Source organism: Pseudomonadota bacterium, from assembly GCA_016711215.1.
Classification (GTDB): domain Bacteria; phylum Myxococcota_A; class Polyangia.
The window spans coordinates 619,705-646,381 of record JADJTL010000002.1 but is presented as its reverse complement, the minus strand read 5'-3'; the positions used below and the strand labels follow the sequence as shown (position 1 = coordinate 646,381).

The following is a 26,677-nucleotide window of genomic DNA, read 5'->3' as shown; positions in this document are numbered from 1 at the left end:
CGGCGAGAGGGTAAGCAGCGGCGAGAGCGTGCTAGAGCGTCTCCTCGAGGGCCGCCGCGCCGAGCGCTCGCCCGGCCACGCCGGCGGTCTTCAGCACGTCGCCGAGCACACCAGCGGCGGTGACATCGGCTCCCGCGCCGGGGCCGCGAATCACCAGCGGATGCTCGCGATAACGCTCGGTCTGGAAGACGACGATGTTGTCCGGCCCCCGCAGCGAGCCAATGGGGCCGTTCGCTGGCACCTCTTGCAGCCCGACCCGCGCCCCGGCCTCGGTGATCTCGGCCACGTAGCGCAGCACCTGCCCCTTCGCCCGCGCCGCGGCCACGCGCTCGGCGAGGCGCGGGGCGAAGGCCGCGAGCGCCGGCTGCAGGCCCTGCTCGAGCGCCGGGACCACGGCCTCGAGCTGTACGTCCTCGGGCTCGAGCGCCATCCCACAGGCGCGGGCGATGATCAGCGCCTTGCGCGCGACGTCGCGACCGCTGAGATCTTCGCGCGGATCGGGCTCCGTGAAGCCGAGGCGCTCCGCCTCGGCAACCGCCTCGGCCAAGGGCATGCCCTCGTCGAGACAGCTACAGAGGAACCCGAGGGTACCCGAGAGGCAGCCGCTGATGCGCAGCGGGCGATCACCGGTGTGAATCAACTCCTGCAGCGTATGCAGCAGCGGCAGGCCCGCGCCGAAGGTCGTCTCGTAGTTGTAGCGGACGCCGGCGCCGCGGCTCGCCGCCTGCAGCCGGCGGTAGCTGCTCAGCGAGCCGCTCAGCGGCAACTTGTTGGCGGTGACGACGTGCAGGCGAGCCTCGAGCGCCGCGAGGTGCAGGGCCGTCGTGTCGGCCGCCGTCACGTCGACGAGCACGCCATCGCTGAAGCGCTGCTCGAGCAGCCGCGCGATCAGGGCCTCATCGCTCGGCCGCGCGGGAGCGCGCTCGAGCTGCTCCAGCACGCCTGCGGGCGGCAGGCCGTCGGTGTCGAAGAGCATCCGCTCGCTGGTGGCGACGGCCACCAGGCGCAGCTCGAGGTCGAGCTCGCGCTGCAGGCGCACCCGGGTCTGGTCGAGCTGCCGCAGCAGCGTCCCGCCGACCCGGCCACAGCCGATCAGCGCGACGTTGATCACCCGCGTCAGGCCGAAGGCCGTATGGCTGGCCCGCACCGCGCGCCGCGCCTCCGGCTCGCGCACGGCCGCCGAGATGCTGAGCTCCGAGCCGCCCTGGGCGATCGCCAGCACGTTGACGTGGGCGTGCCCCAGCGCGCCAAAGAAGCGCCCCGACACGCCCGCGGTCCCCGCCATCCCCTGGCCGATCACCGAGACGACGGCGATCTCGTGCTGCGCCGCCACCTGCTCGACCGCGCCGCGGGCCAGCTCGGGGGCGAAGCGCTCGTGCAGCGAGGCGATCAACCGCGTCGTATCGGCCTCGGCCACGACCAACGACACCGCCTGCTCCGACGACGACTGCGCAATCATCACGACGTTGACGCTCGCCAGCTCGGCTGCCTCGAAGATACGCCGGGCGACGCCGGGTATCCCGGCCATGCCGCGGCCCTCGATCGTGACCAGCGCCTGACCATGAATCGAGGTCACCGTCTTGACCCCGAGCGGCAGCGTCGGCGCAGTGGGCGCGATCAGCGTGCCGAGGCGCTCAGGCAAGAAGGTGCTGCGCACGCGCACGGGGATGCCGGCCTCGGCTGCGGGCGTGATCGTCCGCGGATGCAGCACGCGGGCGCCGAAATAGGCCATCTCCGCCGCCTCGCGATACGAAACCTGCGGCAAGGTGCGCGCCTCCTTGACCAGCCGCGGATCGGCGCTGAGGATGCCGTCGACGTCGGTGTAGATGTCGATCTGCTCGGCGCCGAGCGCCGCCCCGATCAGGGTCGCCGTATAGTCCGAGCCGCTGCGGCCCAGCGTGGTCGTCACGCCGGCGGGCGTCGCGGCGATATAGCCGGTGACCACTGGAATCGCCGCGGCGTTGAGCAAGGGCTGCAGCCCCGCGCGGATGCGCTCGGTCGTCGGCTCGCGCAGCACGGTGGCCCCGTCATAGCGCTCATCGCTGACGATCAGCGCTCGCGCGTCGACCGCCTCGGCCGATCGGCCGCAGGCGCGCAGCTTGCCGGCCATCAGCAGCGCCGAGAGACGCTCGCCGAAGGAGACGATCAGCGCCCTCGAGCGCGGCGTCAGCTCGCGCAGCAGGCGCACACCCTCGAGGATCGACTCCAGATCACGAATCAGCGCCTCGAGCTGCTCAGCCAGCCCCTGATCGCCGCCGGCGGCCGACAGATGCAATGAGCGCAAGCGCGCGAGCTCGACCGCACAGGCGGCCGGGTCGCCTCGCTCGGCGCAGGCCCCGGCCTCGAGCAGCCATTCGGTCGTGTCGTCCATCGCGGAGACGACGACCACCGGCTCGCGCTCCGCAGCGATCAGCCGCGCCGTCCGCTCCAGCGCCGCCCCGTCGGCCAGCGAGCTGCCTCCGAACTTCATCACCAACATCAGGCGTCCCTCCCGCTCGGCTTGGCGTTGGTGCTGCGTGATCCGGCAAGCGCGCGCGCGGGGCGCGCCGGCGCGACCTCCTCGACGGCGCGCTCGGGTGGTCGCTGCGCCACGATCAGCTGCGCCACGTAATGCGCCTTGCGCACCTCGTAGGGGAAGCGCGCCAGCTCGGCACCCGTCGCACCGATGCTGATCACCCCGTTGAGCAGCAGCACCTGATAGGTCAGCTCGTCGATCGAGTTCCAGTAGCGGATCCGCCGGTAGTCGGAGAGGTCGACCTCGAGCGTGGCCAGTCCGAGGTCGAGGTTCGGGTTCTCGCAGATGTCGGCGATCGCCGCCGTCATCTCGGGCAGGGCCAGAGCGGGCACGAAGCGCGCGGGGCTGACGCCGGCTGGCTTCGCCGCCGCGCTCGTCTTGGCACGCGGCGCCGTCGGCGCTCGCGCCGCCTCAGCCACCAGCTTCTTGTGGCGATACTCCGGGGTCGAGAGCGTGAAGAGCTCGCCGTCCATCCCCTGGAACGCCACGTGGGTGCTTTCATGCGCCTCGAGCAGGAGCAGGTTGTAGCCCTCCAGCTCGACCGGCAGGTTGCTGCCCGCCTCGAGCACCTGCCGATAGGTCGACTGCATCGCTCGATGCACCTTGGCCTTGTTGCGCTGGAAGCGCGCGTTGACCTCTTCGTCCTCCAGCAAGAACACGACGACATCGCGCGCGGCCTCGGCCGGCCCGCTGAACTCGTAGCCATCGCGTGCGAGCTGCGTCTTGATCGACCCCGTGTGGACGCGCGCCAGCCGCATCGTCTCGGCGAAGGTGCTCAGCGTCCGGTCCATCCCCTCGGCGTCGACGAAGGGATTGCCGCAGAAGGTGCTGACCAGCGGCTCGTAGATCTGATCGTAGACCGTGCGGTCGAGCGGCAGGCTGAGCCGGTCGAGGCTATGCAGCCAGAAGAGGTTGCGCAGGACGTCATAGCTGACGGCGGCGATCCGGCGCCGCTTGCCCCCGTGCTCGAACTCACGTCCACGAAAGGCCTGCCCGACCAGCTCGCGCGCCTTGTAGATGTCATCGGCGCCGTCGCGGTAGGCCAGGCAGGTCAGCGACCGACCGTCGACCTTGCGCTCTTGCCACTCCAAGAGCTCGTCGATTGCGTGGCGGAAGCGCGTCACCAACGCGGCCTGGCCGGCGAACTCGAGGCCCGCGCGCAGCGTCGGCTGGTCGCCGCTGGTGCCCTTGTTCTTGCGCAGGCCGCGCACCAGCGTGTGCTTGAGCACATGGTGCGGATCGTCGCTGAGTTCCACCGCGCCGCCGCTCACCGGCTCGTAGTTGTTGATGTAGAAGAAGCCGTTGACGCGGGTCGGCGAGAGCACCTTCTGCATGTCGCAGATGCCTGGGATTGTGACCCGGGGGTTCTTGAGGAAGTGCAGGTTGGAGAAGCTGCCGCGCCGGATCAGATCACCGAAGCGCGCCTTCCAGGTCTCGGTGATGTCCGTCAGCCGCAGGAAGTCGCCGGTCTCGGTGCCAAAGGCGTAGATCTGGTCGTCCTCGCCCCGCCAGAGCGAGAGCATGTCGCCGGCCAAGATGTCGATGCGGGAGAGCTCGGCCGCCTGGCCGACGCCGCTCGCGAGCTGCTCCATCATCGCCGTGATCGTCTCGGACTTGCCGGTGCCGCTGTCGGCCGAGAAGGCCACGGTCTTGCGCAGGCCGTTCTTGAAGGTGATCGTGATCATCGCGCCGTGCACGGGCATCCCGCCCAGCGCCTTGACCTGCTCGTTATGGAGCGTCAGCAAGGATTTCTTGAGGAAGCCGACATAGTCGGTCGCATCCTCGCGTGCGACCCAGGCGGTCGCCAGCAGCGCCCCGTCGGCCTGACGGTCGAGCACATAGCCGGTCTTGAAGCTGTCCCCCAGCGTCTTGGCGGGAATACCGAGCAGCAGCACGCCATCCCAACGCAGGCGATGGAGCGCCGGCGCGAGCTGCACCTCTTCGATCTGCGGGAAGAGCCGCAGCTCGTCGCAGATCAGGTGAAAGTCGGCGCGGTGGATCACCAGCAGCATCTTGAAGGGACCGACCTGGACCGCCTTGCAGACGTAATGCGCCAGGTTGCTCAGCTCGGCGAAGAGCGCCAGCCGGCGGTGGAAGTACTCGATCGGCGTGATCCGCCCGCCACGCTCGACCTCGCGCCGCGTGAACTGATAGCGGTGGTCGGCGACGCGCTTGACCGCGCCGGTGACATAGCTCGGCGCCGGGTTGAGCGCGACCGTCGCGCCGGCGAAGTCGCAGCCGCTGATCACGCGCTTCAGGTAGGCCGGCAGGTCGGGGTGGGGCTCGATGCCGCCCAGGGCCTCGTAGCCGATCTCGAAGGTCCCGGTGGCGCGCACCACCTCGTCGGGCTGCTCGAAGGCGAACATCAGCTCGTTGAGCAGCTGGTTGAGCTTCTCGTTGATGCCGTGCAGCGCGGCGACCTTCTCGGCGTGGCGGCGGGCGGCCAAGCGCGCGACGAGCACCTTGATCGTGCTGCTGCCATGCCAGGCGCGATACATCGCGGCGAGCACGCTGCGAAAGACAGCGTCGATCAACTGGCGGTCGAAGTAGGCGCTCTGGCAGGCCAGCGGACCATACTGATTCTCGACCTGCTCGAAGGAGAGGTCCGCAAGGGCCGGCAGCGAGCGATAGACCTGCTTGAGCAGGCGGCGATAGACGACGCGAAAGGCGTGACTGCTCAGCACCTCGGGGACGGCCTCGCAGCCGCCGTAGCCGACCGCCGCCTCCTCAGCGTCGGTAGCCGGCTGCGGCCCGCCCAGCTCGACGAAGATCTTCTCGGCGGCCGAGCGCCCCTCCTCGATGCAGTAGATGATGCCGCGCTCGCTCAGCTCGATTCGCTGTCCGCGCTGCACCTCGGCGCGTCCGGCTGGCGCCGGATGGGCCGCGACCAGGGCGCTCAGGTCCTCCCAGAGCAGCGCCAGCGCGTCATCCGAATGGCCCCCCCCGGGCGCGCCCGCGGGCCCCGCCGAGGGGCTCGTGCCGGGCACGCCCGCGGCGTCGTCTCCCGCGCGCTTGAAGATCGCCTCGAGCTGCCCCAGGTCGCGCTCACAGGCGCAGAAGCGCTGCCAGTACTTGATCAGGGCGCGCAGATAGACCTCGACCACCTGCCCCAGGCGATCGTAGCTGCGGGCATCCCCCTTCAACATGCCGCCCAGCGAGAGCCGCACGAAGCCGCGGCCCGCGTAGGTCAGATCGACCTTGCGGTGGCGCGCGAGGGCGCGCAGAAACTCGCGCACGTGCCGGTCGTCATCGGCCGCGCAGAGCCGCAGGCAGCAATAGAACGCCCCCTGCGGCTCGATCAGCTCGGGCGCCTGCGCGTCGTCGCTGAAGACCCGCAGATAGGCCAGCCGCGCCTGCTGCAGGCGCTGCTCGACATCCTCCCGCAGGCGTCGCTCGAGGCGCAGTCCCTTGATCGACCCGACCAGCTCGCTGAGGCTGGCCGAGAGGTGCGTGCGCGTGGCGTCCCGGCCCTTCAGGCGCAGCAGCTGCTCGTAGCCGCCGAGCAGACGATCGAAGGCCACGGTGGGAAAGCGCAGGTCGGCAGCCTGCTCCAGCTCGGCTTCGAGCAAGCGCTGCAAGGGCTCCCAGGGCGAGGCCGTCGGGTCGAGCATCTGCGCGGCGAGCTGCTCGAGCTGGCGCGTGTAGCGCTTGGCGGCGAGCCCAGCCTCGAGCTTGAGCTGCGTCAGGTAGAGCGACATCAGATGCGGCTCAGAGGCGTGCTCGGCGGCATAGGCCACCGCCCCGGGCAGATTCGCGTGAATCAAGCCGGTGCGATCACCCGAGCCCTGAAGCCCCTTGGTCGTCGCCCCGACCGTGATCATGCGCACCGGCCGGGAGAACTGCGCCCGGTGGCGCTCATAGAGCTGGGCAACGCAGGCGTCGCCCTCGCGGGCCTTGACCTCGCGCGTGACGATCTTGTGGTACGAGTTGTCGTCGACCACCGTCAGGCCGTACTCCGCGGCGATCTGCAGCAGCTTGAGGATGGTCTCGCGGCGGTAGACCACCCCCGTCGGGTTATGCGGCGAGTTGATCACCAGCAGCATGCTGCGGCAGAGCAGCTCGAAGAGCTCCGGGAAGCGCCGGAAGAGGTAACGCAGCTCCTCGAGGCGCGTCAGCAGCGCGTCGGCGTCGAGCTCGTGGTGCTGGTTGAGGGGCACGCGGATCGTGCTGGCGGGCGGGTAGTCCTTGGCCGGAAAGACGTCGCCGTAACTCCAGGCCATCGCCGGCAGCACCAGCGTCGGATAGAAATAACCCTGCTCGACGACGTTGAGCACGGCCTCGATCTCGCTGACCGCCACCGGATCGAGCTCGCCCTTGAGCTCGTCCATCGAGCGCTGCACCGCACGCACGACCTCCTGCACCGGCCCCAGCACATGACGCAAGCGACGGTCGGCGCGGCCGACCTGATCGCCCCAGCGTTGCTCCAGATGGCCGTGCAGCGCGCCGAAGCCGGCGTCGGAGAGGGTGCGCTTGAAGAGCGCGGCTGCCGTCCCCGTGACGTTGCCGAAGGCCGCCCGCTCGACGCCCTCGCGCGCGCGGCGCGCCAGCCGGCCGGCCGCGTCGGCCAAGCGATAGGCCATCGTCTGCGCCAGATGGTCGGGCAGCGTCGTGTCCTGCGTGCCGGGCTCCCATTGGCTGGGCGAGAGAGCGCGCAGCTGCGACTGGCGCACCCCGGCCTCGATCTCGTCGGTGCTCGAGCTGGGGATGGCGAGCTCTTGCTTCAGCTCGTCGAGACGGCGCCGACAGCCGGCGAGCTGGTCGCGGCAGAAGTGCGTCACGTGCTGACGCACCTGCTCGCGGTGGAACTCGCCGATCAGCGTCAGGGCGCCGCGACCGCCGCCAGGGACGACCGTCGCGCTATATTCGGCGGGAGGCAGACCCCGATAGAAGTAGCGCATCCAGTCGTGCGCCACCTGCTCGCGCAGCTCCCGGCCGAGCTCGGCGCGCGCGGCATCGTCGCTGCTGGCCACGCGCTCGACGAAGGCCACCAGGCGCTGCAGCTTGACCAGCGCGAGGTAGTCGAAGAGGGCGTCGCGGCGCCAGTCCTCCGCGCGCACCTGCTCCACGGTCGTCGCCAGGACCCCCTCTTCGACCAGCGCCTGCAGCCGCCCGCCGATCGCCTCGCGCATCGCGCCGAGCGCCTGCGGCGTGAAGCGCTCGAGCAAGCGACGGAGCTGGAGCTGCGTGTTCGCCGGCCGCCCCGCCAGGCTGGTCTGGATGTTGCGCAGCGTGCGCGCGACATGCGGAAAGAGCGTGTAGACAATCGTCGTATTCGACTGCCGCGCCCGCGGCGAGTCGTCGATTAGCAGCAGCCTACCGATCACGCTGCGCCAGCGCTGGTGGACGCCGTCGCCCTGCAACAAGCGGTGGGGAATCCGCGTCACCCGCGCGACGAAGACCGCGTTCGGCTCGGCATGCATGCGCTCGATTAGCTGCTCGTCGAGGCCATCGACCCCCTCGACCTGCCGCAGGGGCGGCGCCTCGCCGGGACTGAACTTATCGAAGAGGTGGCGCGCGATCAGCTCGACCACGCGGTTGGGGCTCTCCGTGATCACGACGCGGTTGAAGAGCCGACCGCCTTCGAAGTTGAGGTAGTCGCAGGCTTCCCGCAGGAAGGCCGCCTCCTCCGCCGCCGTGTTGTAGTGCAGGCTAGCGTCGACGAGCTGCTGCAACGAGCGCAGCAGCGACTCGAAGTCGGTGGGGTTCTGGACCAGCGTCTCGCCGAAGGTGAAGAGCTCGTCGGTCGGCTTGCCGAAGAGCACGCGGGCGACCAGCTCGCGCATCGCCTCGGTCACCGGTGGTGTACCGATCGACAGGCTGTAGCGCGTCAGCACGTCGTAGACGTGCGCATCGATCTCCACCTGCGTCCCGTCGTGCGCCTTGAACACCGTGCCGACCCGGCGCCTGAGCTGAGCCTTGAAGCTGTCGGCCGCGCGCACGACCTGAAAAATCTGCGACACGCCAATGCTCGGCATGAGCTGCTCGAGCAGGCGGTAGCCCATGCTGTCGAAGGTCTGTTCGTACTCGCGCACCTGGCGCGCGATTGCCTCGCGCTCACCGACGGTGGTCGGGCCGAGCTCGTCGGGCAGCGCCAGGATCTTGTCGACCTCGGGCAGTAGGCGGGTGTGGATCGCACCCTCCTGCAAGGAGAGCGCGATATCCTTGAGCGTAGTGATTCGCTCGCTGAGACTGGTGATCTGTTCCATCGAGGTCCTCGCGGGCACCACCCAGCGCGCCGCGCAGCCGCGGCTCGCCGGACCAGGCGCTGCCAGGCCGGGCTTTTAGCACAATCCACGCCCGGCGGCGCCGCATCCGGCGCGCCCGCATCCGGCGCGCCCGAGCGCTACGCCGCCGCCTGCCCGCGGGCACGGCGCCAGGCAGCGCCAGCGACGGGAATCGGTCAGGAATCGCTCAGCCACGGGAATCGCTCCAGGAAGGGCGGTCGAACGATCGCGGTCGACCCGGAGGCGTCGTCCGGAGTCACGCCGGCGAGAGGCTCAGGGGGGCGGGCGGTGGGGCTCCGGGGTGAGGTCTACTCCGCCTCGAAGCCAGCGGCCTTGTGGCTGCCGTCGCAAAAGGGCTTGTTGCCCGACTGTCCGCAGCGACAGAGCGCAGCCTTGGTGCCGGTCCACGCCATACGACCACTCCCAGCCACCAGCCGGAGATTTCCCTGAAGCAAGAGCGGCCCGTTAGCTACGCGCTTGATCTGCAGGGGTCCGCCCTCGGACGCCAGCGCCGTCCCCGCGTCACCAATCGCCCCGCGGTCACGAAACCCCGCGCCCTCGTGGCTATTGTCGCAAAAGGGCTTATTGCTCGACTCACCACAACGGCATAGCGCGGCCCGATATCGAACACCGGGCATGTCCTCCCTGGCGCCTTCGAGCTCGAGTTGGCCCGTTGCATAAAAAGGCCCGTTGTTCGCCACAGCGATCTGATTATGCGGTTGGGGCGCCTCGTCGACGGCGACACCGTCCTGCTCATACGCAAGGGCGCCCGACGGACAGCGGCCAAGCACCTCCATCAGGTCAGTCTGCTCAGCGACCGCATCGGGCTCACACCAGGGCTTGCGCCCATTGACGAAGAGTTCGCCGGTGGCACGACCACACTCACCAACGTGGATACAGAGGCGACCGTCCCAGGTGACCGTCCCGCCTTTTCCCTCATACCGAAACACTTTTTCATCGCTCATCATTTCCTCCTGCAAACTTCTTCTGCGCTGAAGAGGTGCCCGGGCTGCGCTCTTCAACCCCGCTAGCAGCCCGTTGGGGCGCCAGAGCACCTTGCCTCGGCCCCCACCTCCATGAGGCATGGTCCTTCGTCCTCAATCCCCTGGCCGAGAGCGTCCGCACAATGGCCGTCAGGGCGTGCAGCTGCGGGTCACCGGGATCGCGTTCACCCTGACCGTCGGCTGGTGCTGAGCGCCGAGGACATAAAAGTGCTTGGGGTCGATCAACTCGCTGCTGCGGCCGGTGGCGTCGAGGAGATTGGGGTGCTTCATCGTCAGGTCGTCGGCGGAGCCGGTGACCTCGAGGATCGTCGTCTCGACCTTCCACTCGAGGCCGTCGCTGGAGCTCATCAGCTCGAGCTTGTTCTTGCCGGCCGCCAGATCGGCCGACCAGTGGACCGCGACGAGGCCCCCTTCCGTGCTGCGCGCGACAGAGAACTGCGCGCTCAGCGAGGGGAGCGCGTCGACAATCGTCTTGGCGCAGCCCTTCGCGGTAAGCGAGTCATAGACTGCGCCGTCCTTGGCGCTGAAGCCGGCCGGCATCGCCCGGCCCCAGCCATTGCCGTCGGGGTCACGGGCAGCACAACAGGAAAGCCCCTCGCAATAGGCCTCGAAGAGCCCGCTCGGCTCTCGCGCCTCGTCGTCAAAGACAAGCTCGAGGCCGGCGAGGCGCGCGCGCACGACCTTCACCCCGACGCCGCCGCTGAAGTCGGGGTCGCTCGACAAGAGGTGTGCGCTGCTCCAGTCGACATAGTAAACGTAGAGGAATTCGCCCCAGGTCACGCCGAAGCCGTGCACGGTGTTACGGCCCGTGCCCGCGTTGCCTTCGACGTAGCCATCCACCGGCCAGGCGACCGGGCCGTAGTCGCGGTAGCCCGGGCTAGCCACGCCCAGACCCACGTCGCTCCATTTCCCCATCCGCACCAGGGTGACGAAGGCGCTGTAGTTTGCAGCGCAGTCGCCATGCTGATAGCGCGCCTCGCTCGCGCCGTGGGTCAGGGCGCATTCGCGCTCACGCGAAAGAGGATCGAACGCGCGCAGCCCCGGACTGTCATGCGGAAAGAGCGTCGTGTCGAAGCCGTAGACCTCAAGGTCGACGAGCTTGACCTTCGCCTGGTCGGTCGGATCGAGCCAGACCTGACCCTTGTTCTCGCCATGAGCCACCCCGAAGATCCAACCACCGGGGCTCACGTGTTGGCTCAGGTTGGCGTACCAACTGCGCCGCCAGGCCGCCTTGTACCAAGGGTCATCGGGATCGCGCAGGTCGCTGGGCTTCTTGCCCTCGAAGCCAGCGATCGACCCGAAGTCGTAGGCGTAGTTCGCGATCGCGCAACGGGGGGGCGAGGTCACGGACACCGTCAAGGGATCGCTCAGCGGATTGATGTCCGTCAGGCAGTTGGCCTGCCAGATCGTGCTCAGCGCCAGCAGCCGCTCGCCACCGCTGCCCTTCGGCACAAGATAGGGCGGCAGCTCGAAGACGAGCATGAAATCCTCTGCGAGGCTCGTCAGCTGCAGGGCCTGCTGTGGGCCGACGGCCCACCGCCCCGCCGGGAGGCAAGTCCGCGCATCCGCTGCGGCGTCGGTCGCCGAGATCACGCCGCGGTCGCGCGCGAGGCCGCCCCCATCGACGGCGCGATCGCTGGACGCAGCGCCATCGGGCCGCCCCTTCGCACCGTCGCAGGTGACCATCAGCAGAGGCCCGAGCAGGGCGAGGAGGCCGCGCCAACGCGGCTTCGGCGAAGACTTCATGGTCGGCATTCGAGCACCGCGGGAGACGCCAGGTCAAGGTCGCGAGGCAGGGCGTGCGCTTCGTGGGACTTGGATCGCCTTGGATCAGAGCTTCGGGCCGAGCTCGAGTTGGAGGATCGCAAAGGGGTCGGACCCGCTGGCCGGGTAGATCGTCACGGTGTTCTCTCCCTCTCGCAGCGGAAAGGTGCCGGGGACGGTGATCACGACGTTCATCGTGGCGACGACCGGACCGCCGTCGGGCCGTGGCAGGGGGACGACCGTCAGCGACGGATCATCCGAGTCCACCCTGCCGCGAAAGAGCAGCGACCCGTTGACGACCACACTGAACGCCGTGGCACCGGTGGGGTCGGGGCTTCTTGCGGCCGCTCCGATACCGAGTCGCAGGTACCAGACCTCGTCGAGCAGTCGGGTCGCCCACCCTCGAACGCGCAGTGGTGCAGACCAGCGGTCGTTCGTCGCGGGCAGCAGAGCGCCGTCGAGGTCGTTGACAAAGGCTCGGAAGGCTTTGCCGTCGTTGCGGAACTCGACAGGGAGCCGCTTGACCTGCTCGAGCCGCCCCTCGTACTCGGCGGCATTCCGGCTGGTGACGGCCAGCTGCGGAGGCTGCGCCCCGGGGTTCAGGACGGCAGCGACCGTCGCTTCCAGGCCCTCCTGCGTAGCCGGGGTCCGCACCTCGCCGGCGAAGTTGAAGAGCTCGAGCCCACTGGCGCCTTCGGCGAGCAGCACGCGTGCGGCGCTCGCGAGCCGGCTTCGCTCGGCGACCACCGAGGCGCCGTATCCGGCCGGGTTGGCGAAGTCCCGCGGGAAGTTCCAGCTCCTGGGCTTGCGCTGCGGCAGCCCGGCCACCAAGAGCGCTCCGCGATCCCGCCAGGCCGATAGCTCCAGTCCATCGGAGACCGTCATGACGTCGGAGACGACCAGCACATCGACGAGCTGATGGTCGAGCAGCGCCCCCACGTCGAGCCCCTGGCGCGCGCAGACGGCGGGGCCCCGCCAAGCCCAGCGCCACCGGCGCAAGCCGAGGCAGAAGCCGTGCAGAGCCACAACGCCCAAGCTGCGCGTCGCATCATCACGCTCCTATCGTGCTCCTATCGTGCTCTCATCGTGGTCCTGGGGGTTTCAGACGACCCCCGAAGGCTACGCCAGGAAGCGAAGCGGGTACGGAGACCAGCCGCGGGAAAGCGCGCCGGGGAGCACCGGGGCCCTGCGCCCGCCTGACACCACGAACCCGAAGGTAGCAGCGCGGTTCGCGCCCTCAACCGGACCTACCGTGCCCTTCACCCGCCTGGCTGCAGTTGGAGGTGCTGGGCCGCGCGGGCCGCGCTCACGGCGCGCCGATAGGCTGCGCTCTCGAGGTAGCTACGGAGAGCGTCATCGGTAGCCAGCACCTGGGTCGCACCCTCCCAGCGGCTCCAGTCCAAGGGAAGGCCCTCCTCGCCGACGACCGCGCCGCGGGCGAGGGCGTCCATGGCCTCGACGAGCGGGAGGGGCTCGAGCAGCGCCTGCAAGGCGCGAAAGCGGCCCTCTGGCCCCGGATCGAAGAAGCGCATCGCTCGCCCAAAGACGCGCGCGTTGTGGTAGTGGCGCGGACAGCTCATCAAGCCAGCGCAGCGTAGGCGCAGCGCCATTTGCCGCAGCAGCTCGAGCATCCAGGGGCCGAGGCCCAACCCCGGGAAGCGCTGGTCGGGGAGCCGCGGGCGCTCGAGCGTGAAGCCCGCGGCGGGGTTCTGCATGCAGAGCCACTCGATCGCCAGCAGGCGCAGACCGTCGGGCGCGAACGCGACCCCCGCGGGGCGGCGCAGGGCGCGATAGCGGGTCACCAGCTCGATCAGCAGGTGGTCGGGATCGGGCCAGCGATCGTGGATCCGCAGGACCTGCCGGTCGGGGTCCTCGGTGTCGATCGAGACCAGCGGTGCCGCAAAGCCGCGCTCACGCAGCAGCGCGAAGAAGCCATAGCGCTCGAGCACGGTCACCAAGCCCTCGCGCGAATAGGTCCCCAGCAGCAGCGAGGGCTCGCCGCGCTCCAGGCTCAGGAGGGCGTCGCCGTCGCTGGCCGCCAGCGCCGACGTGCCGTGCCGCAGCTCGATCGGGCCGAGCGCCGAGCGGATGCGCTCGTACTCGGCCGGCACGTTGCTCGGGCGCAGCGCCGGCGGAATCCGCGCACCCGTCAGCTCGCTGAAGATGAAGTTATAGGGCAGGGTCCAGGCGAAGGGCCCGTAGCCGCCCCCGAGGACCACGGCGAAGGGCACCTGAGCGGCTCGCAAGCAACGCGCCACGTAGAGATCCCGCTCGAGCACGCCCTCCTCCGAGAGCCGGAAGTCACCGAGCTGGTCGGCGGCGCTGACGTCCGCGCCGGCGATATAGATCGCGGCCTGCGGGCAAAAGCGGCGCAGCGTTGGCGGCAGCGTTTCGCGCAGGGCCGCCAGGTAGTCGCCATCGCCGGTGCCTGCGGGTAGCCGGAGGTCGAGGTGCGAGCGCTTGCCGGCGAGCTGCACCCACGCTTGGCCGTGCAACGAGAGGGTGAAGACCTCCTCGTCCGCGGCGTAGATCAGCGCCGTGCCGTTGCCGTGATGGTAGTCCAGGTCGACCACGAGGATGCGCCGCGCCAGCCCGAGCGCGCGCACATGCTCGATCGCTAGCGCGAGATCGTTGAGCGGGCAGAAGCCCTCGGCGCGGTCCCGCTGGGCGTGGTGAAAGCCGCCGCCGAGGTTGAAGACCGGCAGGGCGTGGCGCAGCGCGTGCTCGAGCGCGAGCATCGTGCCGCCGCTCTGCAGGAGGAAGGGCAGCAGCGGCTCCTCCTGGAGCTGGAGGGTGTGGACCGGCAGCGCCAGCAGGGCGGCCAGGCGCGCCGGTTGGCGCAGCTCGGCCAGAAACGCCGCCGGATGGACCCGCGCCAGCGCCGCAGCGCTCGGCACGCTGGGCCGCAGCAGCTGCGTGCGACTGAGCACGCCGGCGCGACGGAGGCGCTCGACGATTCGCAGCGGCCGTCGGCCGTCGAAGGCGTGGCGGCTGTCGCTCTCGGCGGTCGACCCGACGTAGTCCTCGTGAAAGACCAAGCGCGCTGGCGGACGCAGCGGAAGGCCGAGGTCGCGCGCCCAAGTCGCCGCCCGCGCGAGCCCGCGTCGACCAACGACCCACGCCTCGACCCACGCCTCGACCCACGCCTCGACCCACGCCTCGGCATCACCGCCGCGCCTACGCTCGGGGGCTGGCAGCGACACGCTCACGCGTGGGGTTCGAGGCGGTTCATCCGTGCGCGCTGCTCCCGCCCGCACTCTCGCACAGCGCCGGGCCCGCACCAACGAAGGCTCGGCCGGGATCCAAGTCGTGCCGCTGTCTCCCGTGCGGACCCGAAGCGTTGGCGAGCTTGCCGCTGAGGCGACGGCTTTCGAGCACGCTCAGCAGCGCCACGATCGCCTCCGGGGGCCGCCGGAGCACCGAGCACGGCGCGCGGGACCGCCTGCACCGGCGCGCGCTACCGGGCACTGCGCCGACCGGGGGCACGGCGCCGACCGTGTGGAGGCCACCGAACGCACCCAAGGAGCCTAAATCTTCCCAGGAGCTCGCCGATGACTCTTGGGTGGCGCGAGGGCTGCTCGGCGAACTGCGCTGCGGCGGCCACGCACCCTCATCCAGAGCGGGAGGAAGCCATGAAAGGCATCGTCTTCAACGAGTTGGAGCGGATGGTGACGGATACCGCCGGTGAAGCATTGTGGGACGAGTTGATCGAGACCACGCGCCTGCAGACACCCCATGGGATCTTCCTTGGGCCCCAAACCTATCCCGACGAGGACTTCATGGCGCTGGTGGCCGCTGCCAGCAAGGCGTTGAAGATCCCGCTACCGCAGTTGGTGCCCGCCTTCGGCCGCTACCTGCTCTCGCATCTGGTGGAGCGCTTCCCGATCTTCGTAAAGCCGGGCATGGGCGCCAAGAGCTTCCTGCTCACGGTCGAGGACACGATCCACCTCGAGGTTCAGAAGCTCTACGCCGACGCCGTGCTGCCGCGCTTCTTCTACACTGACCCAGGCCCGGACCGACTCGAGCTGACCTATGAGTCGCCGCGCAAGCTTTGCATGCTCCTGGGCGGCTTGATCGACGGCGTGGCAGCGTATTTCAAGGAGACGGTGCGTTACGAGCACGACACTTGCGTGCACCGCGGCGACCCTAGCTGCCACTTCGTGATCACCTTTGGACCGCCGGATCGCACCGACTGAGCGCGCAGCATCCCTCGCGCCAAGAGGAGTAGCGTCGTGTTGGAAGCGGCAGCCCCGTCCCTCAACCTACCCAGCATCATGGTCGTCGATGACGAGCACGAGAATCTCGCGCTGCTCGAACGCACGCTCGCCCTTCGCTATGAAGTGCAAGCCTTCTTCTCGCCGCAGCAAGCGCTCGAACGGCTCGCCCACCAGCGCGTCGACCTCATCATCTCCGACCATCGGATGCCCCACATGACCGGTGTGGAGTTCCTGAGCCGAGCCTGCCAAGCAGCGCCGGAGACCCCACGCATCCTGCTCACGGGCCATGCCGATCTCGAGACCGCGATGGAGGCGGTCAACCGCGGCCGCGTCAGCGGCTTTCTGCGCAAGCCCATCGACGCGGACCGACTGCTCGGCGAGGTCGAGCGCTGCATGGGGTACGCGCGGCTCTGCGTGGAGAATCGCCGACTGACCCACGATCTCGCGCGCACCAATCGCGAGCTCTCGGAGGCCAAGCGTCTGCTCGAGCTCGACCTGGATGCGCGGACACGTGACCTGCTCGACAGCCGGCGCAAGCTCGAGGAGATGGTCACGCGCGATGGTCTGACCGGCCTCTTCAACCATCGCTACTTCCAGGAGGCGGCCCAGAATCACGTCGCGGCCGCCGTGCGACACGGGCATCCGATCGCGCTGATCTTCTTGGATGTCGACTGGTTCAAGGTCTACAACGACACGCGCGGTCATCCGGCGGGCGACGAGTTGTTGCGCACGCTGGCCGGGCTGCTCGTCCAAGCCTCTAGCGCGATGGACGCAGTGGTCTGTCGCCTGCGCCAGGATGATGTCGTCGCGCGCTATGGCGGCGAGGAGTTCGTGCTCTTGCTGCCCCACACGAATCTGCAGGGCGCCCTGGCGGTGGCCGAACGCTTGCGCGAGGTCATCAATGCACACCCCTTCGCCGGCGGTGAAACGCAGCCCTTGGGACGCGTCACCGTCAGCATGGGGTTGGCCGAGCTCCCGACCCATGGCCGCAGCAAGCTAGATCTCGTGCATAAGGCCGATGCCGCGCTGCTTCAGGCGAAGGCGAATGGCCGTGACATGGTCCTCAGCGCATCCGAGCTCAGCGAGCTGCGCGCCCCTGCGGGTGAGTCCACGGCGGATGCCCCGCCGCCAAGCGGCCTGGCACCTGGCGAGCGCGAGCTACGTCTGGCGCGCATCGAGCGCCGATTGGCGCGCGAGAAGCTTGCCCGTGGGCAAATCGAGCATCTGCTCGAGGAGAAGTCGCGCGACCTCTACCTCGCGATGAGGCAGCTCAAAGAGCAGCAGGGCATGCTCGTGCAGACGGAGAAGCTCAGCACACTGGGCCGCATTTCCGCGGGAATCGCCCACGAGATCAACAACGCGCTGAATATTGTCTATGGCAACGCGCAGCATCTGGAGCGCTATTCGGCCGCCTATGGCACCGTCCTCGATGCCTATCGGCGCGCACTGGCCGAGCAACCGGGTCTCGCGGAGCAGCTGCGCAGCGTCGAGCGCGCGGCGCGAATCGCCTACATTGAACGAGATCTGCCGAAGCTCGTGGGCGCGATCAACACAGGGGTCGACCGCGCCGCCACGATCGTCCGCGATCTTGGGATCTTTTCTCGCCCGCAAGATGCCGATGCGCTCCATTGGACGGATCTCGGCCAGATCATGGCCACCGCCCTGACCCTGGCGTCCAATCAGCTCAAGCTGAAGCACGTTGTCTGCGAGGATGCCCCGGCCTCGCTGCTGGTCCACTGCAATGCGGGCAAGCTCAGTCAGGTCTTCTTGAACATCTTGCTCAATGCTGCCCACGCCACGCCCGATGGCGGCAGCATCGAGGTTTCCTACCAGGTGACCGGCGAGCTCGTCACCGTGCGCATCAGCGATGCCGGCTGCGGCATCGCGCCGGAGCACCAGCACCGCGTCTTCGAGCCGTTCTTTACGACGAAGGACCCGGGCACGGGTACGGGTCTGGGGCTCTTCCTTTGTCTGCAGCTCGTGCAAAGCCAAGGTGGACGGATCTGGTTCGAGTCCGTGCTGCAGCAGGGCACGAGCTTCTTCATCGAGTTCCAGCGACAGCCGGTGCCTCGCGCTGGCCAAGGGTGAGGTCATGGTCACAGTGAAGGATTGGGCCGAGGTGTCGATCCTCGTGGTCGACGACGAACCGGATAACATCGATCTGCTCGAGCGCACGCTCTGCTTCGACTATCAGGTCTTTCGGGCCAGCAGCGGCGAGGAGGCGCTGGCACTGCTGCCCACCATCCCGAACCTGGCGGTCATCATCACCGATCAACGCATGCCCGGCGTGACCGGCACCCAGCTGCTGCAGCGGGCGCGCGCCCTGCGCTCGGATGCGATACGGATTATCCTCACCGGCTACACCGATCCGGTCGACCTGATCGAGGCGATCAACTCGTCCAACGTCTACCGCTATATGACGAAGCCCTGGAGCGTCGATGAGCTCACCTCGGTGGTCAGACGCGCCGTACGGCTCTATGCAGCCGGCGGCGGGGAGCTGGTCGATGACGCAACCGGCTTGCCGAACCTCGGGCTCTTGCGGCTCGAGACGGCGCGGGAGATGGCGCGCAGCGCGCGGTCGGGGCGGGACTTCGCGGTGATCACGATCGAGGTCCGCGGCTATCGCGAGTACGTGGGGCAGGCGGGCCTGGCGGCCGCGGAGCGGCTGATGCAGCAGGTAGTGGGCAAGGTTGGCGATGTGATCCGCATGACGGATATGTTGGGCGTGGCGGGCCAAGGCAAGCTCGTGCTGATCGCCACCGAGTGCGCGGACACAGCGTCGTTCGAGCGACGCTTGGTCGCTCAGGTGACGGGGCTCGAGGCGTTCAGCCAGCCGGCCGCCTCGGGCCTTGCGCTGACGCTGGAGATGCTTGCTGTACGCTACCCGGAGTGCCAAGCCGCCTCGGCGCAGGACCTGCTCGCCCGCGCCGGCCTCCCGTAGTCAGAGCACCCGGGCGGGCGCGGGTCTTGCGGGTCGGTCGCGCGCCTCTTCGACCTGCGCGCCGCAGGCAGCGGCAGACCGAGGCCGCGTGCCCCGCCGGGTAACGCGCGACGGGAGCGATAGCTCAACGGGTTGCTAACGCTGAACGCACATCGTCCTGTCTCCTCTCACGCCCTTCGCCTGCGGGCGCGCGCAGAGGAGGAGCCAGTCCAGGGGGTCGCCGATCAGGCGCGTGGTCGCCAATCGGCAACGTCTGCGCGCCGCGGCCGATAAGCGCGGGGCGTGACGACCGACGACTAACCTGGAGGGAGCGCAATGAGCGGCAGAATCGGCGGCGAACTTGGGCAGCTGCGACCACAGACCCCCGAACGCTCATTGGCCGAGGGCGACGAGCAGCAGCTTCCCGATCAGGCCTCTGCGGGCCCGGAGGCCTATGCTCGCACGCGCGCAACGGGTGCGGAGGCAGGGGTCTCGGCGATGCGCCTCCGACTCAGACGCCTCGAAGGAACCTCCCAGCTCGATGGCTCGCTGCTATCCGCGTCGGCCAGCGTGTCGGCAGACAAGGCCGAGATCGCGGCCCACCTGGGCCGGCTGAGCGGCGCGGGACAGGTAGGCGAGTTCCGCTGGCAGAGCACCATCGAGGTTCTATCGGCCCATGCCTCGGCCGCGCTGCTCAACCCGGACGGCAGTCGCGGCCTGCACTCCAGACTGGGCGCCGCGCTGCTGGGCACGGAAACCACGGCCAGCTACGCCGGCAACAGCGTCACCCTGGGCGCTTCGCTCGGTCTCAGCGCTGGTGCCAGTGCAGGCCTGCGGGACGCGGACGGCGACGGCAGGCTCGAAGCGTGCGCTCGCGTGGAGACACCGTTGGTGACCGTGGGGCTCTGCGTGGAGAACCCGTTCTGACGACCCTGGTCGCCAGCGCTTCGCCGCCTGGCTCGCGCTGCCGCTGCCCTCGCGCTGCTGCCCTTCGCCAAACCTCTGAGCCGCGCACCCTGCGGCTCCCCTCCAGGCCCGGAGGGACGAGCGCCTTCGCCGGGGGGGCGACTAAGGACGGGCCTGGGCCGCTGATAGCGGGGTTCTTGACGGTGTGCTTGACCAGGCCAGCAGCTTCTTCCTCGCTTGTGCCACGTTGGCAACGCCTACCAAGAGGCGCGAGCGCGCCTCATCGATCGTCCACTTCCTCCCGTTGAAGCAATAGGCATAGCCGGCGAACTGAAAGGCCTCAGCACTGCCCAGGCGCCGGTAGCGGTAGAGCAGCACGACCAGCCCAGCGGCCGGATCATCCTTGACGGCAAAGAGCGCGCGGACCTTTGACTCGAACAGACCCTCAGCCTCGCGCATCGGGGGGAGGTGGGTGACGCGCCAACTCTCGGCGCTCAGGTCAGGGACTAGCACGATCCCTCGAAAATTGGTTGCGCTGCGCGAGGGGCGATAAAAGGCCACGCTCGCCTTGCCGAGCCGGCCCAGGTCGACGCGGACGATGCGGTGTTGCAGCTCCGCCAGCGGTGGCAGTGCCCGCCTGACAGCGCGCTCGCTCGACCGGCGGGCTGCCGACCGAGCCGAGTCCGCCCGCGCGATCGGAAGGAAACCCGCGACCGCACAGAAAACCAGCGGGACGAGGCCCAAGGCTTTGCGTAGCATCAAGATTGCTCCCAAGGTCATGGCGACAAGCCCCTGACGCCCTTCGGCCAGGGCACCCCCGCAGGCGTGAGAAGGCCGCTGATCGCGCCGACGACGATCCACCGCGGCGCGCCCGAGCGCGGCCGGTTCCAGCGTCGCATGAGCATAGCTGAAGGCGCCCGAACCTGTCGCTCCAGAGCTGCCACCCCGCGCGCCGCGCCGCGCCGCAGCACCTTTCCTTCGCCGCCGGCCTGGTGCTAAAAGGCGCCCATGATCAAGCCGATGGTTCTTGGAGTGCTGGCGGTCACGCTCGGCGTGGGTTGCCAGCGAGGTCAGCAAGCGACCGGGGCGGGCAGCGCCACGTCGACCACCACCAACGCGAGCGCGGAAGAGAGCGCCGGCCAGGCCAAGGCTGCGGCGCCGCCAAAGGCGGCCCAGGTCGCGCAGGCCGCGATGGCCCGGCCCGAGCCTCCCGGACCGGCGGCCCCGAGCGACGTCGCCGCGCCGCCGGCCGATGCGTCGCGCACGCCGAGCGGGTTGGCCTCGCGGGTGCTGCAGGCGGGCAAAGGGGGAGCGCGGCCCGGCGCGAGCGATATGGTCGAGGTGCACTACACCGGCTGGACCACCGACGGCCGGCGCTTCGACAGCTCGGTCGGGCGGGGTGCCCCGGCACGCTTTCCGCTGGACCGCGTGATCAAGGGTTGGACCGAGGGCGTGCAGCTGATGACGGTCGGCGAGAAGCGCCGGCTGTGGATTCCGGCGGCGCTGGCCTACGGGGAGCGACCGATGCGCCCCGGGGCACCGGCGGGCCTCTTGGTCTTCGACGTCGAGCTGCTCTCCTTCCAGCCTGCAGCGGAGCCCCCCAAGGTGCCGGCGGACGTCGCCGCGGCGCCGAAGAGCGCCAAGCGCACGGCCAGCGGGCTGGCCTATCGCGTGCTGCAGCGCGGCAAGGGGAAGCAGCATCCGCGCGCTGAGAGCACCGTCGAGGTGCACTACAGCGGCTGGACCACCGACGGAAAGATGTTCGACAGCTCGGTCGTGCGCGGCGCGCCGGCGACCTTTCCGCTCAACGGCGTGATCAAGGGCTGGACCGAGGGCGTGCAGCTGATGGTGGTCGGCGAGCGGACGCGCTTCTGGATCCCGGGCGCGCTGGCCTATGGGGATCAGCCGAGCCGCGCGGGCGCACCGAGCGGGACGCTGGTCTTCGACATCGAGCTGCTGGCGATCAAGTAGCCCCCCGCAAGTCGCGCCCGCCTCCGATCAGGCGGCAGCCGTCGCGTCCGCTGGACAAGGCCGGGTGGCTCGGGTAGATCAACGCACCCGCCGCGGGTGTCCTGCGGCGCGAAGCGTGAGGAGTGAGTCATGGCACGGATCGATTTCGGTGGCGTCGTGGAAGAGGTGGTCACGCGCGAGGAGTTCCCCGTGGCGAAGGCCCGCGAGGTGCTCAAGGACGAGGTCATCGCGGTGATCGGCTACGGCGTGCAGGGCCCTGCCCAGGCGCTCAACATGCGCGACAACGGGCTGAACGTGATCATCGGACAGGCGAAGCGCTTCGAGCGCGACTGGCAGCGCGCGATCGATGATGGCTGGGTGCCCGGCGAGACGCTCTTCGACATCGAGGAGGCCGCACGGCGCGGCACGGTCATCCAAATGCTCGTCGCCGACGCGGCCCAGAAGGCGATCTGGCCGGCGATCAAGAAGTGTCTGAACAAGGGCGACGCGCTCTATTTCTCCCACGGCTTTTCGATCGCCTACAAGGAACAGACCGGCGTCGTGCCGCCGCCCGAGGTCGACGTGATTCTCGTCGCGCCCAAGGGCTCGGGGCTCAATGTGCGCCGCAATTTCCTCTCGGGCGCCGGGATCAACTCGAGCTTCGGCGTCGCGCAAGACGCGACGGGCCGCGCCCGCGAGCGGGCGATCGCCCTCGGCATCGGCGTCGGCAGCGGCTACCTCTTTCCGACCACCTTCGAGCAGGAGGTCTACAGCGACCTGACCGGCGAGCGCGGCGTGCTGATGGGTTGCCTGGCCGGCGTGATGGAGGCGCAGTACCAGGTGCTGCGCGAGAACGGCCATAGTCCGAGCGAGTCCTTCAACGAGACGGTCGAGGAGCTGACGCAGAGCCTGATCCGCCTCGTCGATGAAAACGGCATGGACTGGATGTACGCCAATTGCTCGGCGACCGCGCAGCGCGGCGCCCTCGACTGGCGGCCGCGCTTCAAGGAGGCCACCTTGCCGGTGTTCCAGGAGCTCTACCGCCGCGTGCGCGACGGCAGCGAGACGCGCCGGGTGATCGAGGCCTGCGGCGCGGAGGGCTACCAGGAGCGGCTCGGCGCCGAGCTGGCGGAGCTGGGCAACAGCGAGATGTGGCGCGCCGGCAAGGCCACCCGCAGCCTGCGCCCGAAGGAGGCGGCCAAGGTCGTCACCGCGGGCACCAAGGGCGTCGGCGGCCGTTCCTCGAACTGAGCGTCAGCGCGCGCGGCAACCGATCGCAGCGGTCGGCCGACCTGGCGCGGAGATGAGCCTTCCCATGCGCAGCGGCATCGTGCTGGCAGGCGGCAGCGGTACGCGCCTGCACCCCCTGACGCTGGCCGTCAGCAAGCAGCTCCTGCCCGTCTACGACAAGCCGCTGATCTACTATCCGCTCAGCGTGCTGATGCTCGCCGGGATACGCCGCATTCTGGTGATCACCACGCCGCATGAGCAGCCGCTCTTTCGCCAGCTCCTGGGCGACGGCTCGCAGTGGGGCCTCGAGCTGAGCTACGCCGCGCAGCCCCAGCCGGGCGGCCTGGCCCAGGCGTTCATCATCGGGGCCGAGTTCATCGGCGACCGACCCACGACGCTGGTGCTCGGCGATAACCTCTTCTACGGTCAGGGGCTCCCCGCGCGGCTGCAGGCCACCGCGGCGCGAGAGACGGGTGCGACGGTCTTCGGCTACTACGTCAGCGATCCGACGCGCTATGGCGTGGTCTCGTTCGACGAGGCAGGCCGCGCGATCGCGATCGAGGAGAAGCCCGTCCAGCCCAAGTCGCACTACGCCGTGACGGGCCTCTACTTCTACGACGCCGAGGTGGTGGCGATCGCGCGCCAGCTCAAGCCCTCACCGCGCGGCGAGCTCGAGATCACCGACGTCAACCGGGTCTATCTCGAGCGGGGCGCGCTCGAGGTCGAGCTGCTCGGCCGCGGGATTGCCTGGCTCGACACGGGGACCCACGACGCCCTGGCCGAGGCCGGCGAGCTGGTGCGGATTATCGAGCGCCGGCAAGCGCTCAAGATCGGCTGCCCGGAAGAGGTCGCCTACCGCATGCGCTTCATCGACCGCGCGCAGCTCGCCCGCCTCGCCGATCGCCTGGCGGCCTCCGGCTACGGTGCCTATCTGCGCGAGCTGCTGGCGGAGCCGACGACCGAGCCATGAACGGGGCCCCGCAATGAAGGTGCGACCGTCGGCCATTGCGGACGTGATCATCGTCGAGCCGGACGTCTACGACGACGCGCGCGGCTTCTTCACCGAGACCTGGAACGCCGGCAGCTTCAGCGCGGCGGGGCTCGAGCTGCACTTCGTACAGTGCAACCATAGCCACTCGACCCGCGGCGTGCTGCGCGGCCTGCACTACCAAGCGCCGGCCCCGCAGGGCAAGCTGGTGCGCGCGATCACCGGCGAAATTTTCGATGTCGCGGTCGACCTGCGCCGCCCGTCGCCGACCTTCGGCCAATGGGTCGGGATGACGATCTCTGCCGCCAACAAGCACTCGGTCTGGATCCCGCCGGGCTTCGCTCACGGGTTTTACGTGCTGAGCGCGAGCGCGGATGTGGTCTACCTCTGCACCGGACCGCGGGTCGCCGCGAGCGAGCAGACCCTGCGCTGGGACGACGCCGAGCTGGCCATCGCCTGGCCGCTGCTGGCTGCGCCGATCGTCTCGGAGAAGGACGCGCGCGGCGTCAGCCTAGCGGACGCGGTCGTCTATCACGAAGCGCGGCCGGACTGAGGGCGAAGGAAGAGGATGCAGACGATGCGGGTGCTGCTGCTCGGGCCAACCGGCCAGCTAGGCGGGGTGCTGCAACGCGCGGCGCCACCGCACCATGAGCTGATCGCGGTCCCCGAGCAGGAGCTCGACCTGTGCGACGCGGCGGCGCTCCAGCGGCTGGTTGCCGCCCTGCGCCCAGCGCTGGTGATCAACGCCGCCGCCTACACGGACGTCGACGGCGCCGAGGCGCAGCCCGAGCTGGCCCACGCCATCAACGCCACGGCGGTCCACACGCTGGCTCGTGCCCTCGCCGAGGGGGAGGGTCGGCTGCTCCACGTCTCGACCGACTACGTTTTCGACGGGCTGCAGGGCCACCCCTACCCCCCCAACGCGCCGACCGCGCCACTGAATGTCTATGGGGCGAGCAAGTGCGCGGGCGAAGGCCACGCGCTGGAGCAGCTCGGCGAGCGGGCCACGATTGTCCGCACGGCCTGGCTCTACGCCGCCCGCGGGCGCAACTTCGTCACGACGATGCTGCGCCTGCTCCGCGAACGCCCGCGGGTCGAGGTGGTCGACGATCAGCTCGGCACGCCGACCTCGGCGCGCTCGCTGGCCACGACCCTCTGGCAGCTCGCCGAGCGACCGGAGCTGCACGGCCTGCAGCACTTCACCGATGCCGGCATAGCGAGCTGGTACGACCTCGCCGTCGCCGTGCGCGAGGAGGCCGAGGCGCTGGGCCTGATCGCCGCGCCAGCGCCGGTCTTTCCGATCCCCAGCAGCGCGATGCTGCGTCCGGCGCGCCGGCCAGCCTGCAGTGTCTTGGATAAACGGCCGACGTGGACGGCGCTGGACCACACGCCGGTCCATTGGCGCGAGGCTTTGCGGAAGATGCTGCGCGAGGTGCGAGATGGCGAGTAATTGGCTGGTCACAGGCGGCGCGGGATTTATCGGCGCCAACTTCGTTCACGCGCTGCGCGCGGCACGGCCGGCGGACCGGGTGGTCGTGCTCGACGCGCTGACCTACGCGGGACACCGAGGGAGCCTGCCGGCGGAGGACGAAACGGGACGGCTGCGCTTCATCCACGGCAACATCTGCGACGCCGCGCTGGTCAGGTCGCTGCTGCGCGACGAGGCGATCGACACCATCGTCCACTTCGCCGCAGAGAGCCACGTCGACCGCTCGGTGCATGACCCGGGCGCGTTCGTGCAAACCAATGTCGTTGGCACCTACACCCTGCTCGAGGCGGCCCGCGCGCAGTGGCTCGCTGGCGGCGCCGAGCCGGCGGCGAGCGGCGCGGCGCGGCGCTTCCACCAGGTCTCGACCGACGAGGTCTACGGCTCGCTCGGCGCCGACGATCCGCCCTTTCACGAGGCGACGCCCTACGCGCCCAATTCACCCTACGCCGCCAGCAAGGCCGCCGCTGATCACCTCGTGCGCGCCTACCACCGCACCTATGGCCTGCCGGTGACCATCTCCAACTGCTCCAACAACTACGGCCCCTATCAGTTCCCCGAGAAGCTGCTGCCCTTGGTGATCCTGCATGCGCTGCAGGGCAAGGCGATCCCGCTCTATGGCGATGGGCGCAACGTCCGCGATTGGATGCACGTCGAGGATCACGTGCAGGGCATCCTGGCGGTGATCGCGCGCGGTCGGCTCGGCGAGGCCTACAACCTCGGCGGCAAGAGCGAGCGCGCGAACCTCGAGCTCTTGGCGCAGCTCTGCGCGCTGATCGACCAGCGCTTCGCTGCGGAGCCCGCGCTCGCCCAGCGCTTCCCGGAGGCGCCCCCCGCACGCGGCGCAGCCTGCGCCTCGCTGATCGTGCGCGTCCAGGACCGACCAGGCCACGACCGTCGCTACGCGATCGACGCCGGCAAGGCAGCGCGCGAGCTCGAGCTGCGGCCGCAGTGGACGCTCGAGCGCGGCCTCGCGGCGACCCTCGACTGGTATCTCGAGCAGGAGCCGTGGTGGCGCTCGGTGATGGACGCGAGCTATCGCGACTGGATGCAGCAGCAGTACCGGATCTAGGCGCGGCTCGATGGCCTCCCCGCCTCGGCAGCATCCCACTTGGCTCAAAGCGCTCAAGGCGCTCAAGGCGCTCAACGGCTCGAGGCCCTGGGCCTCGCCGGCGGCGAGCGCCTTTTCGACGCTCTTGCTGCTGAGCTGGGCAGCGACCGTGGTCTGCGTCGCGCTGCGCCACGAGCCCTGGCGCGATGAGGTGCGCGCGCTCTCGCTGGCGATCGCCCCCGAGCAACTGTGGCAGCTACCGGCGGCGCTGAAGAACGAAGGGCATCCGCTGCTCTGGTTTCTGCTGCTGCGGCTGGGCTACGGCTTGACCGGCTCTTACGCCATCCTGCTCGTCGTTAGCACGCTGGTCGGCGCTTCGGCGGTGGGGCTCTTCTACTGGCGCGCACCGCTGCCCTTATAGC

Annotated in this window: 18 protein-coding genes; 11 read left to right on the top strand and 7 right to left on the bottom strand. The window is 69.4% G+C overall.

Going from position 1 to position 26,677, the window contains the following annotated elements; all coding sequences use genetic code 11:
- Positions 1 to 31 precede the first annotated feature (31 nt).
- From thrA to IPL40_07620, 6 genes are all read right to left on the bottom strand, one after another.
- Positions 32 to 2,479, bottom strand: coding sequence for a bifunctional aspartate kinase/homoserine dehydrogenase I (thrA, locus tag IPL40_07645; protein ID MBK8481036.1), 2,448 nt, complete (start codon positions 2,477 to 2,479; stop codon positions 32 to 34).
- Positions 2,479 to 8,721: an aminotransferase class I/II-fold pyridoxal phosphate-dependent enzyme gene (locus IPL40_07640; protein ID MBK8481035.1), complete on the bottom strand. Its 6,243-nt coding sequence runs from the start codon at positions 8,719 to 8,721 to the stop codon at positions 2,479 to 2,481. Before IPL40_07640 ends, thrA begins: the two co-directional genes overlap by 1 nt.
- A 326-nt stretch (positions 8,722 to 9,047) precedes the next feature.
- Positions 9,048 to 9,704, bottom strand: coding sequence for a CDGSH iron-sulfur domain-containing protein (locus IPL40_07635; protein MBK8481034.1), 657 nt, complete (start codon positions 9,702 to 9,704; stop codon positions 9,048 to 9,050).
- Between the two features lie 168 nt (positions 9,705 to 9,872).
- Positions 9,873 to 11,489 carry a hypothetical protein gene (locus tag IPL40_07630; GenBank protein ID MBK8481033.1) on the bottom strand — a complete coding sequence of 539 codons (1,617 nt, stop codon included), beginning with the start codon at positions 11,487 to 11,489 and terminating at the stop codon, positions 9,873 to 9,875.
- A gap of 84 nt (positions 11,490 to 11,573) precedes the next feature.
- Positions 11,574 to 12,542, bottom strand: a complete 969-nt coding sequence (locus IPL40_07625; protein MBK8481032.1) for a hypothetical protein — start codon at positions 12,540 to 12,542, stop codon at positions 11,574 to 11,576.
- Positions 12,543 to 12,766: 224 nt separating this feature from the next.
- A complete protein-coding gene (locus tag IPL40_07620; GenBank protein MBK8481031.1) occupies positions 12,767 to 14,710 on the bottom strand; it encodes a histone deacetylase in 1,944 nt (647 codons plus the stop codon).
- 429 nt (positions 14,711 to 15,139) lie between these two features.
- Here IPL40_07620 and IPL40_07615 point away from each other — a divergent pair, with 429 nt between their 5' ends.
- The 4 genes from IPL40_07615 to IPL40_07600 all read left to right on the top strand — a co-directional run bounded on the left by IPL40_07615 (position 15,140) and on the right by IPL40_07600 (position 19,571).
- Complete coding sequence (locus tag IPL40_07615; protein MBK8481030.1) at positions 15,140 to 15,703, top strand: heme NO-binding domain-containing protein; 564 nt, start codon at positions 15,140 to 15,142, stop codon at positions 15,701 to 15,703.
- A gap of 36 nt (positions 15,704 to 15,739) precedes the next feature.
- Positions 15,740 to 17,812 (top strand): diguanylate cyclase, encoded by a 2,073-nt coding sequence (locus IPL40_07610; protein ID MBK8481029.1) that lies wholly within the window; start codon positions 15,740 to 15,742, stop codon positions 17,810 to 17,812.
- A 4-nt stretch (positions 17,813 to 17,816) separates the two neighbouring features.
- Positions 17,817 to 18,665 (top strand): response regulator, encoded by an 849-nt coding sequence (locus IPL40_07605; protein ID MBK8481028.1) that lies wholly within the window; start codon positions 17,817 to 17,819, stop codon positions 18,663 to 18,665.
- A 375-nt stretch (positions 18,666 to 19,040) separates the two neighbouring features.
- The gene (locus IPL40_07600) at positions 19,041 to 19,571 is read left to right on the top strand and encodes a hypothetical protein (GenBank protein MBK8481027.1); all 531 of its coding nucleotides are present in this window, start codon (positions 19,041 to 19,043) and stop codon (positions 19,569 to 19,571) included.
- A gap of 141 nt (positions 19,572 to 19,712) precedes the next feature.
- Here IPL40_07600 and IPL40_07595 read toward each other — a convergent pair whose 3' ends face one another.
- On the bottom strand, positions 19,713 to 20,063 hold the full coding sequence (locus tag IPL40_07595; GenBank protein MBK8481026.1) for a hypothetical protein: 351 nt from the start codon (positions 20,061 to 20,063) through the stop codon (positions 19,713 to 19,715).
- Positions 20,064 to 20,570: 507 nt separating this feature from the next.
- On the opposite strand from IPL40_07595, the gene IPL40_07590 reads away from it, so the two are divergent.
- The 7 genes from IPL40_07590 to IPL40_07560 all read left to right on the top strand — a co-directional run bounded on the left by IPL40_07590 (position 20,571) and on the right by IPL40_07560 (position 26,676).
- Positions 20,571 to 21,521, top strand: coding sequence for an FKBP-type peptidyl-prolyl cis-trans isomerase (locus IPL40_07590; protein MBK8481025.1), 951 nt, complete (start codon positions 20,571 to 20,573; stop codon positions 21,519 to 21,521).
- Positions 21,522 to 21,650: 129 nt separating this feature from the next.
- Entirely contained in the window at positions 21,651 to 22,751 is a 1,101-nt protein-coding gene (gene ilvC, locus IPL40_07585) for a ketol-acid reductoisomerase (GenBank protein MBK8481024.1), read from the top strand.
- Between the two features lie 52 nt (positions 22,752 to 22,803).
- On the top strand, positions 22,804 to 23,700 hold the full coding sequence (gene rfbA / locus IPL40_07580) for a glucose-1-phosphate thymidylyltransferase RfbA (protein MBK8481023.1): 897 nt from the start codon (positions 22,804 to 22,806) through the stop codon (positions 23,698 to 23,700).
- Between the two features lie 13 nt (positions 23,701 to 23,713).
- Positions 23,714 to 24,271: a dTDP-4-dehydrorhamnose 3,5-epimerase gene (gene rfbC / locus IPL40_07575; GenBank protein ID MBK8481022.1), complete on the top strand. Its 558-nt coding sequence runs from the start codon at positions 23,714 to 23,716 to the stop codon at positions 24,269 to 24,271.
- A 24-nt stretch (positions 24,272 to 24,295) separates the two neighbouring features.
- Positions 24,296 to 25,168: a dTDP-4-dehydrorhamnose reductase gene (rfbD, locus tag IPL40_07570; protein ID MBK8481021.1), complete on the top strand. Its 873-nt coding sequence runs from the start codon at positions 24,296 to 24,298 to the stop codon at positions 25,166 to 25,168.
- On the top strand, positions 25,158 to 26,276 hold the full coding sequence (gene rfbB, locus IPL40_07565) for a dTDP-glucose 4,6-dehydratase (protein ID MBK8481020.1): 1,119 nt from the start codon (positions 25,158 to 25,160) through the stop codon (positions 26,274 to 26,276). The genes rfbD and rfbB overlap by 11 nt, the downstream gene beginning before the upstream one ends.
- A 10-nt stretch (positions 26,277 to 26,286) precedes the next feature.
- The gene (locus tag IPL40_07560; protein ID MBK8481019.1) at positions 26,287 to 26,676 is read left to right on the top strand and encodes a hypothetical protein; all 390 of its coding nucleotides are present in this window, start codon (positions 26,287 to 26,289) and stop codon (positions 26,674 to 26,676) included.
- Position 26,677 lies beyond the last annotated feature (1 nt).